This is a genomic window from Macrococcus sp. S115 (genome assembly GCF_030067655.1).
Taxonomy (GTDB): Bacteria; Bacillota; Bacilli; order Staphylococcales; family Staphylococcaceae; genus Macrococcoides; species Macrococcoides psychrotolerans.
Map to the genome: position 1 here is coordinate 95185 of NZ_JASJES010000005.1, position 14727 is coordinate 109911.

Consider the following 14727-nt stretch of genomic DNA (forward strand, 5'->3'; position numbering starts at 1 on the left):
AGAATGAGATGGATCAATATAATTTAAATACACGTGAAGGTCGATGGAAACATTTCGGTTCGGTAGATCCTATTAAAGGGAGTAAACCTACTGAGAAAGAAAAGATGACAGACCTGCAAAGTTCGAAAAAAGATTTTTTATTTGAAATCGATCATGTAGGTATTAAAAATTTAACATATCCCGTCCGACTGGATGGTTATCAAACAGCAGGAACATTTAGCCTATCCACGCATTTAGCTAAAGATGAAAAAGGCATTAACATGAGCCGTATTTTAGAATCAGTTGAAGCCCATTATGATAATGGTTTATCGCTTGATTTCGATACATTAAAAACAGTATTAATTACTTTACAGACAGTAATGCATCAAAAAGATGCGACTGTTGATGTAGATGCAAAATGGTTCTTTGACCGTTTCAGTCCAGTAACAAACCTACGTGCAATCGGACATGCTGATACACGTTTTTCTATGACAGTTGAAGGTGATACGACAGTTAATAAATCGTTAACATTGACTGCAATGGTAACAACACTTTGCCCATGCTCTAAAGAAATCAGCGAATACTCTGCTCATAACCAACGCGGTATCGTGACAGTTAAAGCTGACTTTGCACCAGAAGGTGAATTACCAGCAAACTTCAAAGAACGCATCTTAGAAGCGATGGAAGTCAACGCTAGTTCAATGCTATACCCAATATTAAAACGTACAGATGAAAAATCAGTAACGGAACGTGCATATGAAAACCCACGTTTTGTCGAAGATTTATTACGATTAATTGCAGCTGATTTAGTAGAACTTGATTTCGTTACAGGTTTTACAATTGAATGTCGCAATGAAGAATCTATTCATCAGCATGATGCCTTTGCACGTCTGACGTATAATAAATAATATGCTCACTGAAAAAGAAAAGATGCTACAAGGTGCTATATATAATCCCTCTGACGCACAACTTGCGCACGATAGAATGAATGCAAAGCTTATGACACGTCGTTACAATAATCTGCCAGAAGATGAAGTAAATGCTCGCTGTCAGCTCATTAAAGAAATCTTCGGAACCACGGGCGAGCACATTCATGTCGAAGCAAATATACGTGTTGATTATGGCTATAATATTCACGTAGGTGAAAACTTTTATTCAAATCATGATTTAACGATTTTAGATGGCGCGTCAGTTACAATTGGCGATAACTGTATGATAGCTCCAGGTGTGCATATCTATACAGCCACTCATCCGATTGATCCTATTCAACGTAATAGCGGTTTAGAGTATGCAAAGTCTGTTGTGATTGGTGATAATTGCTGGATTGGTGGACGCAGTATCATTAATCCAGGTGTAAAGATAGGTAATAATGTCGTTATTGCGAGCGGTGCAGTTGTAACAAAAGACATACCAGATAATGCTGTCGTTGCAGGCATTCCTGCAACAGTAATCAGGCAAATAAAATAAGCAGCCAGACGGCTGCTTATTTTATTTCTCCATTCATAACTTGCATAATTGCGCGTCCTACACCGCTTTCTTCATTGTCCCCGGCCATGTATTTAGCAACCTGCTTAACTTCCTCTGCTCCATTAGACATAGCGAATGAATATTTAGCACGTTCTAACATTGAAACATCATTTAAGTTATCACCAATGGCCATCACTTCATCCATCGTAATATTCAGTTTTTCACATATGGATTCCAATGCAATTCCTTTTTGTGCATTAGTATGCGTAATTTCTATATTCCCTCTTGATGATGATGATATTGCTAAACTATTATATTCAGCAAGTTCAGCCTTTGCTGCATCTATCTTTGACAAATCACTAGAAAACGCCAGGAATTTCAGAACAACCTCACCCTCACGTTTATATATTTCTTCATAACTATCGACTTCTTTTAAAGAGCCGTTATCTATACGCTTTTGTATTGATTTACGAATCTTTTCAACATCTGGAGTATGCCCCATTTTCTCCGCAATATCTATGTAAATTTCAAGATCCTTCTCTTTATCTTCAGTATAGATACGTGCACTCGTATATACCTGATAGTATAGATGATGTTTTTTAAGAGTTTCTGTGATGAGCCTAATCTGTTCATCACTAATCTTAGAAGTGTATATTATATTGAAGGCTTCATCGCGTACTTCTGCCCCATTCAGACAAATAAAAGGGACTTTAAGTCCAGTTGGTTTCACAGGCGTATTTGCTTCATAGAATGCGCGTCCCGTCGCAATAGCCACAGTGACACCTTTCGATTGTGCATATTTAATCGCTTGAATATTTTCTTCTGAGATTTCATGCGCACTATTCAATAATGTACCATCCATATCTGTTGCGATTAGTCTAATCATCATTTCATCTCCTATTATTAATACATACAGTGTATCAAATTCAGTGACTTTTATCTAAAGATGTTACTCTTTTAGTTTCTTATTCTTCTCGAGTAATTTATTATTTCTAAGTGTTTTAAAGAAATCTTTAAGCAATAGACTGCATTCTTCATGTTTGATACCTGCAATTACTGTTGCCTGATGATTGAATCGTGATTCATGCAACAAGTTCATGAGCGATCCACTGCAACCACCTTTTGCATCATGAGCACCGTATACGACAGTCGGAATCCTACTCATTACAATTGCTCCGCTACACATTACACAAGGTTCAAGTGTCACATACAATACACATTCCTCTAAACGCCATGAGCCAATATTTTTACTTGCTTCATTTATCGCAACAACTTCTGCATGCATCAGTGGATTTTGTAACGATTCTCGTAAATTATGGCCACGGCCAATAACTTCCCCATGCTTTACAACGATTGCTCCAATAGGTACTTCATTGATTTTATATGCTTTTTTTGCTTCATCAATCGCCATCTGCATAAAGATTTCATGATTCATTTCTTCATCCGCCTTATTTATTTTATGGTACAATACAAATACTATTTTATTTTAACATTCGAGGAGAGAAATATGGCACCTTTATTTATAGCAATAGAAGGACCGATCGGTGTCGGCAAAAGTTCACTGACTAAGAAGTTATCATCCACTTTAAATTTAACCCCCATCTATGAAATCGTTGAAGAAAATCCTTTCTTATCTGACTTTTATGAAGATATCGATAAGTGGAGCTTTCAGACAGAAATGTTTTTCCTATGCAACAGATATAAGGTTTTAACAGAATTATCAAATGATATATCTGTAGTTAGCGATTATCATATTCTTAAAAATAAAGTATTCGCAAACAACACTTTAAATGATAAAGAATATAAGATGTTCGAAGAAATTTACGATATATTGACGCGAGAAGTTCGCAGACCTGACGTTACTGTGTTCTTAACAGCAGATCTAGATGTACTTAAACAACGCATTCAGCTACGTAATCGCGACTTTGAATCTCATATCGAAGATGATTATTTATTAAAGTTAACCGAGGATTATAGACGTGTATATGAATCAATGAAACATGATCATCAGACGATACTTATCGATACAAGCGATACAGACTTTGTAAATAATGCAGCAGATTATGAGTATATCGTACAACAAATAAAAGATTTTATAGGAGCTTAATATGTATACAATCCCTAATGATGCAATCATCACTATTGCAGGTACTGTCGGAGTCGGAAAAAGTTCGTTAACAAAAGCACTGGCTGAGAAGCTAAACTTCAGAACTTCTTTTGAAAAAGTAGATAACAATCCTTACTTAGAAAAATTCTACAATGATTTTGATCGCTGGAGCTTTCATTTACAAATCTATTTTCTTGCAGAACGTTTTAAAGAACAAAAACGTATGTTTGAATATGGCGGCGGTTTTATACAGGATCGCTCCATCTATGAAGATGTAGATATCTTTGCTAAGATGCATGAAGAAGGCGGCACGATGACGAAAGAAGACTTCGCAACTTATTATCAGTTATACGAAGCAATGGTAATGACGCCATACTTCCCGCAACCCGACTGTTTAATCTTCTTAGAAAGCGATTATGAAGATGTGATTAATCGTATCGCGGAACGTGGTCGTCAAATGGAAATAGAAACAGATGAAACTTATTGGCGTGCATTATATACGCGTTATGTCGAATGGATTGAGAACTTCAATGCATGCCCTGTCGTAAGAATTAATATCAATGAATATGATGTATATGGAGATATCGATTCACTTGATCCAGTGATTGAGAAGATTGCTAAAGTAATCCACACACATCGTGCAATGCATAAAAGATAAATATTAAAAATGGTACGGTAAAACATTACCGCACCATTTTTATATTGGTTTATAACCCTAACCTATCAACAATCTCAGCCACACTATTTAATACTATATCCGCATTTCGCAAATCTTGTGCATCACCAGAGCCTGATAATACGCCTACTATTTTTCTGACTTCAGCATTCTGACCAAGTTCAACATCCATCTCAGTATCTCCTACCATCATCGTATCCTCTTTTTCAACATTTAACTCATCCATTATAAGCTGCACCAACTCTTTTTGTGGTTTATGATAATCTGATGAATCACTCGTAATAATCTTATCGAAATATTCACGAATACCATATTTATCTATGAATAAATCCATCGATGCATTGTCATCTGCTGATACGATAGCAAGAAGGTAACCTTTATCGTGTAGAGATTTCAATGTTTCCTCGACACCTTCAATAATTTCGATGTCTTCCACTTCATTGTCAGACGTTGCATGTTCAATCTTTTTAAGTAACCAGCTGGCCATCGCATCACCATTCGGAAGCTTTTCTAAACTGGATACGATTGCCTTTGTTGTTTGTGCACCAAGCAATTTATCAACTTGATCATCGACAATACCGAATGCGTCTTTTATTTCAGATTTTGGCACATGAATATCTGTACGCACTGAAAATTCATTGATCAAATCATCAGCTAACTTCACCACCGGATGTCCTAATTTCATTAATGTCCCATCTTTATCAAAAATGATTAATTTCGTCATAATTTTTGTCTACTCCCTAACTTCACTTTTATTATTTTATAACCTTTTCACGCAAAAATATCTCACTCTAACTTGAGCGAGATATTTTATTTATTTGATTTCTAAAGTTAAGTCCCCTGCTTTCACATGATTAAAACGTCGTGCAACACCGTAGTGTAATACATACGTTACGACAAGCGGTAGAAAGACGCCTGCAATCATAAACTGCGTAAATGCGACAATGCCTTGATCATTTAAAATTTGCATCGGTGCGATGAAGCCGCATAAACCGATACCACCAATTTCATAGGGTACGCCCAGCTTAAACCACAGAATTGCAACTGGACCACTGATTGCAGATGCTACGAGAGGCGCAATCGTAATTTTAGGGTTGTTTACAATGTTCGGGAACTGAACCTTAGGCGTACACACGAGTTGCGCTAAGAAGCCACCTAGATCATTATCCTTTAGCCCCATCGCTGTGTATCCGACGAATTGTGCTGAGATACCGACGAGTGCTGCCGCAGAAGATGCTGGATCAAGTTGTAAGACAATAACCAGTGCTGCTGACGATGCTGGGGTCATTACGATAACTGCAAATACGAGCGCGATCACTACAGACGAGATGAGTGGTTGTCCTTCTACAGATTGAGCGATTGATTTCGAAATAACAACTAATGCAGGTTCCACAACGCGTGCTAGATAATAACCTACTAAACTACCAGCAAGCACTGCAGATACTGGCACTGCCATCATATCGAGAATGGTCTTTCCGGTTACTTTCTTACCGACATAAGTTGCTACGATTGCACCGATAATTGCTCCGATAGGTAGTCCTGTCTGGATTGTAAAAGCTCCATCTACTTCTTTCAGTGCATTACCACCGATTGTTGCAGCAACCATAGCAGAAACTAATGTAATTCCATTTGCGCCTAAACTATAAGCGATAGCTCCTCCTAGTGCCGGTGCTAAAATTAACATCGAAATCGTACCGAAAAGAACTAATAAATCAATATGCAATAAACCTCCAATTGACTTCAATAACATTCCTACCCCGAGCGCTACAAAGATTCCTGCCGAGATACCTTGTGCTCCCTTTTCGAATCGATCTTTAAAATAGTCTTTTCTACTCATCTCATGTTCCATAATCATCCACTCCTATTTTTAGTTTTTACATAATATGACCTTCTTTATCGTTACAAATATGAATATCCATAGTTGAACCACTCCTTAATAATTATTCTGCTGATACACACCATCCAAACGGATCTTCTTTCGAACCACTTTGAATACTAGTATAAGCACTATATAGTTCTTCAGTAATCTTACCTGTATTGCCATCACCAATCGTCAATACATCATCTTTATATTTAATCTCGCCAACCGGTGAGATAACGACTGCTGTTCCTGCACCGAATACTTCTGTTAAACTACCATTCTTTGCATTATCCACAACCTCCTGGATACTAATGCGGCGCTCTTCCACTTCGTACCCTAGATGCTCTGCAAGCTCTAAAATAGATTTTCGTGTAATCCCCGGTAATATACTACCATTCAGTTCAGGTGTAACGAGTTTATTGTTGATAACAAAGAAAATATTCATACTCCCTACTTCTTCAATATAAGCCTGTTCTACACCATCTAGCCACAACACTTGATCATAGCCTAATTTTTCAGCTCTAGACTGTGCAATTAAACTTGCAGCATAGTTTCCTGCTGCTTTAGCAAATCCCACACCACCTCTAACAGCTCTAACATATTCATCTTCAACATAGATTTTCGTTGGCGTTAATTGCCCACCACCATAATATGCACCGACTGGAGATAAAAGAATCAGAAATTTATAGCTGATCGCTGGTCGTACACCTAGGAAAGGTTCATTCGCAAATACAATCGGTCTAATGTATAAAGATTGACCTGCACCACTTGGAATCCAATCTTTCTCGAGTTCAACAAGCTGTTTGAGCGCTTGTACCATTTCTTCAACATCTATCTGGGGTATTTCTAAACGCTCACATGATTGATTCATTCGTTTAAAATTTTGATCAGGTCGAAATAACTGAACACCGTGTTGCGTCTTGTAAGCTTTCAGCCCTTCAAATACTGCCTGACCATAATGAAGCACTTGTGAAGCAGGGCTCATGGAGATTTCTTGATAAGGGATAATTTTTTTGTTATGCCAACCTTCTTCATTTGAGTAATCCATTGAAAACATATAATCTGTAAAAAACTTACCAAATCCTAAGTTTTCAGGATTAGGTTTTTGCTGTTTGTGCATTCGTTCTTCCACTTCAAATACTACTACCATTTCATCCAATCCCTTCAAAATTTATTATTAATGTCACTTAGTATAGCAACTCCAAATTCCTTTTTCAATAAGTTTTTAGAAAATTCTAATTCTTATATACAATTAAAACGCTTCCATTATGCTATTAAAAAAATCCAAAGAGATGGGTAGCTGATACTACTCATTTCTTTGGATTTTTATAAGATTCATCAATTATTTATTTTCTTTTAATTTAATTGCATTTAACATTTCCTTCGTCATTGCATCTAAATCAAACTTAGGATCAAATCCCCACTGTTTCTTTGCTTCTGTTGCATCAATTGAGTCTGGCCAGCTTTGTGCAATACCTTCACGCACTGGATCTACATCATAATCAAGTTCGAAGTCTGGCACTAATTTACGAATGCTTGCAGCAATCATTTCCGGATCAACACTCATTGCAGTTACATTAAAAGCATTACGGTCTTTTAGGTTTTTAGAAGGTGCCTCCATTAACTTAATAATTGCATCAATCGCATCATCCATAAACATCATATCCATGAAAGTACCACTGTTTATGTATGAAGTATATTTACCTTCACGAATTGCTTTGAAGTAAATCTCTACTGCATAATCCGTTGTACCACCACCCGGTTCTTTGACATGTGAGATAAGTCCCGGGAAACGTACGCCACGCGTATCCACATTAAAGCGGTGGAAGTAATAGTCACATAATAACTCACCAGAAACTTTATTTACACCGTACATTGTTGTAGGACGTTGAACTGTAACTTGTGGTGTGTTGTCAGCTGGTGTACTTGGTCCAAATGCACCAATCGAAGACGGTGTAAAGAATTGCATATTATATTTACGTGCAACTTCCAAAGCGTTAAGTAAGCCGCCCATATTTAAGTTCCACGCAAATACCGGATCCTTTTCAGCTGTTGCGGATAAGAGTGCTGCCATATGCATAATCGTGTCAGCATTAAAGTCTGAAGCTAATTTATCCATGCGCTCAGCATCCGTTACATCTAGTTCTTCAAATGGCCCTTCTAATACTTTAGCACCTGCTTCAGGATGACGTAAATCAGTAGCTAATACATTATCCACCCCATAGATTTCTCTTAATTTTAATGTTAATTCTGTACCAATTTGACCCAAAGCACCCGTAATCATAATCTTTTCCATTTCATTCTCCCCTTATACAACTGTATTCCCGAAACGAACAAATAATTAATATATTGACTATTACCCCCTAGATTCTATATTAAAAACGCTTACATGTCCACCATAAGAATACATTTATTTATCTTTTTACATGAACATATATAAAAAAGCTGGAGGTGCACTCCAGCCAATAAACTATTTAATAATGTTTAATTCTTTCCCTACTCGCTCATAGATTGCTAACGCTTCTTCAAGCATTTCTTTCGTATGTGCTGCTGTCGGCATGTTACGTACACGCCCTGTTCCACGTGGCACTGTTGGGAAGACGATAGATTTTGCATATACGCCTTCTTCCATTAAACGTCTAGAGAATTCTTGAGTTGTCTTCTCATCACCGATAATACATGGTGTGATGGGTGTTTCAGAATGACCGATATCAAAGCCTAATTTTTCTAACCCTGCTTTTAAGTAGTCTCCATTTTCCCATAATTTATCATGTAATTCTGTAGATTCCATAAGTATTGTTACTGCTTCCGTAATTGCACGTGTATCAGCTGGTGCTAGAGAAGTAGAGAATAAGAATGGTCGTGAAGCCACTTTTAACCAGTCGATTAAATCTTTAGTTCCTGCTACATATCCACCTACGACGCCGATTGCTTTAGATAATGTCCCGATTTGGAAGTCAATCTTATCTTGAAGACCAAAGTGCTTAACTGTTCCTGCCCCTTTACCCATAACACCTGATCCATGTGCATCATCTACATACGTAATTAATCCAAATTCTTCAGCAATTTCTACGATTTCAGGGAGTTTTGCAACATCTCCATCCATTGAGAAAACACCATCAGTAATATACATCACTTTATTGTATAAACCAGACTCAACCGCTTCTTTTGCTTTTATACGTAAATCAGCCATATCCGAGTGATTAACACGAATAACTTTCGCTTTTGACAAACGACAACCATCAATGATTGAAGCGTGGTTTAATTCATCAGAAAGAATTGCATCATTTTTGTCCATTACTGCGCTAATAGCAGCCATGTTACAGTTGAAACCAGATTGATATGCAATCGCAGCTTCTGTCCCTTTGAACTCTGCTAATTTCTCTTCTAATTGCACATGTAAGTCTAAAGTACCATTAATCGTACGAACTGCCCCCGCACCTACGCCATGAGAATCTACCACTTCTTTTGCAACTTTCTTTAAACGCTCATGTGTTGCTAACCCTAAATAGTTATTAGAAGATAAGTTGATAAGTTCTTTACCATCAATCTTAATTTTAGCACCATTTGGTCCTTGTACTACATTAATTTCATTGTATAAACCATTGTCCTTTAGTTCGTCTAAACGCTCCGTTAAGAACGATTGTAAAGCTTTAGTCATAAATTGACACCCCTTTTCATTTTCACTATCATCATAACACAACTATTTTAGGAGTTCTAATGAACGCACTATTGAAATTTTGGTGTTAAGAAGTTTAAATATTCTAAACTTTTTGATACACTAGAAATATTAAATTTTTTTAAAGTAAGGAGCGTTGAAATGGACATTGAACAATTAATCGCTAATGATTTTGATAAGATGGTGGAGATCAGAAGATATCTTCATCAACATCCTGAAATTAGTTTTCATGAAGAAAAGACATACGCATACATATTAAATTCTTTAACGCATCTCAAACATTTCAAAATTAGAGAACATGTGGGTGGTAAAGGTATTGTAGCAAACATATCAAATGGTGAAGGACCATCTATCGCTCTACGTGCGGACTTTGATGCACTGCCGATACAAGACCAGAAAGATGTAGATTATCGTTCTAAAAATGATGGCGTTATGCATGCTTGTGGACATGACGGACATACTTCAATTTTACTCTCTGTTGCAAGACTTCTAAATTCAACTTATGAATTAATAACAGGTTCGGTCACGCTAATTTTTCAATTTGCTGAAGAAGTCGCCCCAGGTGGTGCACATGATATGGTGAATGATGGAGCACTAGCCGGTGTTGATAAAGTTTATGGTAATCATCTATGGTCTCCTTATGAACAGGGTGCTATCTATTCAAGAAATGGTGCGCTAATGGCTAGCCCAGATACATTTCATATTACTGTGCAAGGAAAGGGAGGTCATGGAGCTCACCCCGATACAACAGTAGACGCCATTGTTGTTCTAGCCGAACTCATTATCAATTTGCAGACAATCGTTTCACGTAATGTGGCCCCCACTGAACAAGCTGTCCTGACAATAGGTAAAGTCGTCGCAGGCGATACTTTTAACGTCATCAGTGATAGCGCTTATTGTACAGGTACAGTACGGACTTTTAATCCTGAAGTTAAGGCACTGATTAAGAAAGCGATGGACAGAGAGATTAAAGGCATTACTGCAGCTAAAGGAGCAACGTACACATTCAATTATATCGATGGCTATCCTGCTGTTATTAATGACACGCAATCTGTAGAAGTCATACAGCGTGCTGCACAACATGCAGGTATTGAATACAAAGAAACAGAGCAATTGATGATTGGTGAAGACTTTTCATACTACATACAGCATAAACCAGGTGCATTCTTCTTAACAGCAGCAGGAAATAAAGCAAAAGGGATAACTGCACCTCATCATCATCCACTCTTTGACTTTGATGAACAGGCAATGATTGATGCTGTAAAGTTATTCTTATGTATATTAAAAGAGGAGCATGTGTATGATAACCCTAGTCAATGAATACTATGATGAATTAGTAGCAATAAGAAGACATTTGCACATGCACCCGGAACTCTCTTTCCAAGAAGAAAAAACACCTAAGTATATCGCAGCATTTCTTGAGGAGCAAGGTATTACAGTAGAACGTAATGTCGGTGGTAGAGGCGTTGTCGGTCGGTTAATCAAAGATGAATCACTTCCGACGCTTGCGATACGTGCAGATTTTGATGCATTACCAATACAAGATGAGAAAGATGCACCTTATAAATCGCAAGTCCCTGGCGTGATGCATGCTTGTGGACATGATGCACACACAGCCATACTTATGATCACTGCAAAGATTCTTGCAAAGAACTTCGATAAAATAAACGGGAATCTTGTTTTTATACACCAGCATGCTGAAGAAGTAGACCCTGGTGGCGCGATACAAATGATTGCGGACAATTGTTTGAAAGGCGTAGATGCTATCATTGGTCAACACGTCTCCAGTGATCTAGAAGTAGGAAAATTAGGCTATAAATACGGCACTGCAACTGGCATACCTGATGATTTCTGGATTACAATAAACGGGAAAGGTGGACATGCTGCACATCCTGACACTACAATCGATCCTGTTGCTGCTACTATTAGACTCTGTAATGATCTTCAGTATATCGTTTCACGTAAAACAAGCGCTACTACACCTGCTGTCATATCCGTAACACAGCTACAAGCTGGAGACCAAAATAATGTCATCCCTGATAGTGCTAAAATAGCCGGTACGATAAGAACATTTAATCCGACGACACAAAGATTGATGATAGATGAATTAAAAAGATGTCTCGAAGGACTGGTTACTACGATGGGTATTACTTATGAACTTAAGTATAGTAAAGGCTATCCACCTGTAGTAAATACTATCAATGAGACTGACCTTATTGTTAATGCCGCGAGAAAGATAGAAGATATCGAGGAACTTGTCGAACTAAAACCTTCTCTTGGCGGAGAAGATTTCTCTTACTATTTACAACGTGTTCCGGGTTCTTTCTTCTATACAGGGACACGTAACGAAAACTTTAAAGCCGATTTCCCACATCATCACCCGAAATTTGATATTGATGAGACGGGCATGCTCAATGCCGTTAAAGTATTTTTACAAGCGACTGAAGACTTTTTCAACAAGGAGGATAAATAATGAGCTGGACAGATGAGGTCATTAACTATAGGGAAGAACTTATAGAAATTAGACGTTACTTACATAGGAATCCGGAACTCTCTTTTCAAGAAAAAAATACTTCTAAATTTATCGAAGATTATTTAACTGAACTTAATATTCCAATAGTAACAAATGTCGGAGGATATGGCCTATACGGTAAACTTTCAGGACAAGGCGATGGACCAACAGTATTACTCAGAGCAGACTTTGATGCATTACCAATTAATGATCAAAAAGATGTACCTTATCGCTCACGAGTGCAAGGCGTAATGCATGCATGTGGTCATGACGGGCATACTGCAATGTTACTGATTACTGCAAAAATTTTAAAGAAATATGAATCCGAAATTAAAGGGAATGTTATATTATGCTTCCAGCATGCTGAAGAAGTGCTGCCTGGCGGTGCAAAGTCCATGATTGAAGCTGGGATATTAGAAGGTGTAGACTTCGTGTTTGGTACACATTCATCTAGCAGTATGGAAACCGGTGACGTTGGCTTTATTACAGGACCGTCATACGGTCATGCAGATTCATTGAAGATTACTATACAAGGTAAAGGTGGACATGGTGCGACACCTCATGTAACACATGATTCTATAGTAGCAGCAAGCCACTTAATCTCTCAGCTTCAGACAATCATATCACGCAGCGTAGATCCTATAGAGACGGGCGTTGTAACCATTGGTGAGTTTAAAGGTGGAGATGCGTTTAATGTTATTGCAGATCGTGTTACATTAACAGGTACAGTACGCACATACAAAGAGGAGATCAAAAATGTAATTATTCAGCGATTGCATGAAATTTCCAATGGAATAGAAAAAAGCTTCAATGTAGAAATTAATCTTGAATACACCCACGGATATCCTGCACTTGTCAATAGCGAGAAAGAAACATTATGGCTCAAGAATATTGCTAAAAACATTTCATCCATCAATAATGTTGTTACTACCGCTCCTAGTTTAGGCGGTGAAGACTTCGCTTATTTCTTAAAAGAACGTCCGGGATGTTACTTTAATACTGGAGTAAAAAACACGGCAATACAAGCAGATTATCCTCATCATCATCCAAAGTTTGATATGGATGAAAATGGTCTGTTAAATGGTCCCAAAATATTCTTAGCACTCATACAAAAAATGAACGAACTAAAATAAAAAAAAGCTATGAGGCACGCCTCATAGCTTTTTCTATATCACAAAAAGTGATTATTATTTTTCGATTACAGATACAACGCCTGATCCTACAGTACGTCCACCTTCACGAATTGAGAAACGAGTTCCGTCTTCAATCGCGATTGGAGAAATTAATTCAACGTTCATTTCGATGTTATCTCCAGGCATTACCATTTCAGTACCTTCTGGTAAGTTAACTACACCAGTTACGTCAGTTGTACGGAAGTAGAACTGAGGGCGGTAGTTAGTGAAGAATGGAGTATGACGTCCACCCTCTTCTTTAGATAATACGTAAACTTCAGCTTTGAATTTAGTATGTGGAGTAATTGAACCTGGTTTAGCTAATACTTGTCCACGTTGTACGTCTTCACGAGAAACACCACGTAATAAAGCACCGATGTTATCTCCAGCTTCAGCGTAATCTAATAATTTACGGAACATTTCTACACCTGTAACTGTAGTTTTTGATGGCTCTTCAGTTAAACCAATGATTTCAACTTCTTCACCAACTTTAACTTGTCCACGCTCAACACGTCCAGTTGCAACTGTACCACGACCAGTGATTGAGAATACGTCCTCAACTGGCATCATGAATGGTTTGTCAGAATCACGTTCTGGAGTTGGGATGTACTCATCAACTGCGTCCATTAATTCCATGATTTTGTCTTCGTACTCTTCAACGCCTTCTAATGCTTTTAAAGCAGATCCAGCGATTACAGGTACATCGTCACCAGGGAAGTCATATTCAGATAATAAGTCACGAACTTCCATTTCAACTAATTCTAATAATTCTTCATCGTCAACCATGTCAACTTTGTTTAAGAATACTACTAATGCTGGTACACCAACGTTACGTGATAAAAGGATATGTTCACGAGTTTGTGGCATTGGACCATCAGCAGCAGATACTACTAAGATACCGCCGTCCATTTGAGCAGCACCAGTGATCATGTTTTTAACGTAGTCCGCGTGACCTGGGCAGTCAACGTGAGCATAGTGACGTTTGTCAGTTTCATACTCGATGTGTGAAGTATTGATTGTGATACCACGTTCTTTTTCTTCAGGTGCGTTATCGATTTGGTCGTAAGAACGAGCTTCTCCACCTAATTTTTTTGATAAAACAGTTGCGATAGCAGCTGTTAAAGTAGTTTTACCGTGGTCAACGTGACCGATTGTACCAATATTGGCATGTGTTTTCGAGCGATCAAATTTTTCTTTAGCCATTTTGAAATCTCTCCTTAGTTTTAAGTTAATAGTATTTATTACTCATGAGGGATTCTCACCCTCATGAGGGA

The 14727-nt window shown here is 37.8% G+C and carries 15 protein-coding genes; 7 read left to right on the plus strand and 8 right to left on the minus strand.

All coding sequences use genetic code 11. The features are described from left to right. Positions 1–8 precede the first annotated feature (8 nt). Together folE2 and QNJ52_RS07520 are read left to right on the plus strand one after the other, a co-directional pair. On the plus strand, positions 9–887 hold the full coding sequence (folE2, locus tag QNJ52_RS07515) for a GTP cyclohydrolase FolE2 (protein WP_283722224.1): 879 nt from the start codon (positions 9–11) through the stop codon (positions 885–887). 1 nt (position 888) lies between these two features. After that, the gene (locus QNJ52_RS07520; RefSeq protein ID WP_283722225.1) at positions 889–1446 is read left to right on the plus strand and encodes a sugar O-acetyltransferase; all 558 of its coding nucleotides are present in this window, start codon (positions 889–891) and stop codon (positions 1444–1446) included. Between the two features lie 16 nt (positions 1447–1462). On the opposite strand, the gene QNJ52_RS07525 is transcribed toward QNJ52_RS07520, so the two are convergent. Together QNJ52_RS07525 and tadA are read right to left on the minus strand one after the other, a co-directional pair. After that, a complete protein-coding gene (locus QNJ52_RS07525) occupies positions 1463–2332 on the minus strand; it encodes a Cof-type HAD-IIB family hydrolase (protein WP_120785935.1) in 870 nt (289 codons plus the stop codon). Between the two features lie 63 nt (positions 2333–2395). Continuing rightward, positions 2396–2881 (minus strand): tRNA adenosine(34) deaminase TadA, encoded by a 486-nt coding sequence (gene tadA / locus QNJ52_RS07530; RefSeq protein WP_219493284.1) that lies wholly within the window; start codon positions 2879–2881, stop codon positions 2396–2398. Positions 2882–2953: 72 nt separating this feature from the next. Between tadA and QNJ52_RS07535 the strand changes: the two genes are divergently transcribed. Together QNJ52_RS07535 and QNJ52_RS07540 are read left to right on the plus strand one after the other, a co-directional pair. Further along, positions 2954–3553, plus strand: coding sequence for a deoxynucleoside kinase (locus QNJ52_RS07535; RefSeq protein ID WP_283722226.1), 600 nt, complete (start codon positions 2954–2956; stop codon positions 3551–3553). Position 3554: 1 nt separating this feature from the next. Then, positions 3555–4211 (plus strand): deoxynucleoside kinase, encoded by a 657-nt coding sequence (locus tag QNJ52_RS07540; RefSeq protein WP_283722227.1) that lies wholly within the window; start codon positions 3555–3557, stop codon positions 4209–4211. Positions 4212–4260: 49 nt separating this feature from the next. Here the strand turns inward: QNJ52_RS07540 and QNJ52_RS07545 are convergent, their stop codons facing one another. The 5 genes from QNJ52_RS07545 to QNJ52_RS07565 form a co-directional block, all read right to left on the minus strand. After that, positions 4261–4953, minus strand: coding sequence for an HAD family hydrolase (locus QNJ52_RS07545; RefSeq protein WP_283722228.1), 693 nt, complete (start codon positions 4951–4953; stop codon positions 4261–4263). Positions 4954–5043: 90 nt separating this feature from the next. Further along, positions 5044–6078 (minus strand): PTS sugar transporter subunit IIC, encoded by a 1035-nt coding sequence (locus tag QNJ52_RS07550; RefSeq protein ID WP_241427463.1) that lies wholly within the window; start codon positions 6076–6078, stop codon positions 5044–5046. A gap of 91 nt (positions 6079–6169) precedes the next feature. Continuing rightward, a complete protein-coding gene (locus tag QNJ52_RS07555) occupies positions 6170–7240 on the minus strand; it encodes a branched-chain amino acid aminotransferase (RefSeq protein ID WP_283722229.1) in 1071 nt (356 codons plus the stop codon). Positions 7241–7432: 192 nt separating this feature from the next. Next, positions 7433–8386, minus strand: a complete 954-nt coding sequence (locus tag QNJ52_RS07560; protein WP_120785931.1) for an NAD-dependent epimerase/dehydratase family protein — start codon at positions 8384–8386, stop codon at positions 7433–7435. A 174-nt stretch (positions 8387–8560) separates the two neighbouring features. Next, the gene (locus QNJ52_RS07565; RefSeq protein WP_283722230.1) at positions 8561–9751 is read right to left on the minus strand and encodes a glycine C-acetyltransferase; all 1191 of its coding nucleotides are present in this window, start codon (positions 9749–9751) and stop codon (positions 8561–8563) included. Between the two features lie 159 nt (positions 9752–9910). Between QNJ52_RS07565 and QNJ52_RS07570 the strand changes: the two genes are divergently transcribed. The 3 genes from QNJ52_RS07570 to QNJ52_RS07580 are packed head-to-tail and all read left to right on the plus strand — an operon-like array spanning position 9911 to position 13414. Beyond that, the gene (locus tag QNJ52_RS07570; RefSeq protein ID WP_219493292.1) at positions 9911–11089 is read left to right on the plus strand and encodes an amidohydrolase; all 1179 of its coding nucleotides are present in this window, start codon (positions 9911–9913) and stop codon (positions 11087–11089) included. After that, positions 11064–12242 (plus strand): amidohydrolase, encoded by a 1179-nt coding sequence (locus tag QNJ52_RS07575; RefSeq protein ID WP_283722231.1) that lies wholly within the window; start codon positions 11064–11066, stop codon positions 12240–12242. Before QNJ52_RS07570 ends, QNJ52_RS07575 begins: the two co-directional genes overlap by 26 nt. Further along, positions 12242–13414 (plus strand): M20 metallopeptidase family protein, encoded by a 1173-nt coding sequence (locus tag QNJ52_RS07580; protein WP_283722232.1) that lies wholly within the window; start codon positions 12242–12244, stop codon positions 13412–13414. The genes QNJ52_RS07575 and QNJ52_RS07580 overlap by 1 nt, the downstream gene beginning before the upstream one ends. A gap of 54 nt (positions 13415–13468) precedes the next feature. Here QNJ52_RS07580 and tuf read toward each other — a convergent pair whose 3' ends face one another. Beyond that, the gene (gene tuf, locus QNJ52_RS07585; protein WP_144781510.1) at positions 13469–14656 is read right to left on the minus strand and encodes an elongation factor Tu; all 1188 of its coding nucleotides are present in this window, start codon (positions 14654–14656) and stop codon (positions 13469–13471) included. Positions 14657–14727 lie beyond the last annotated feature (71 nt).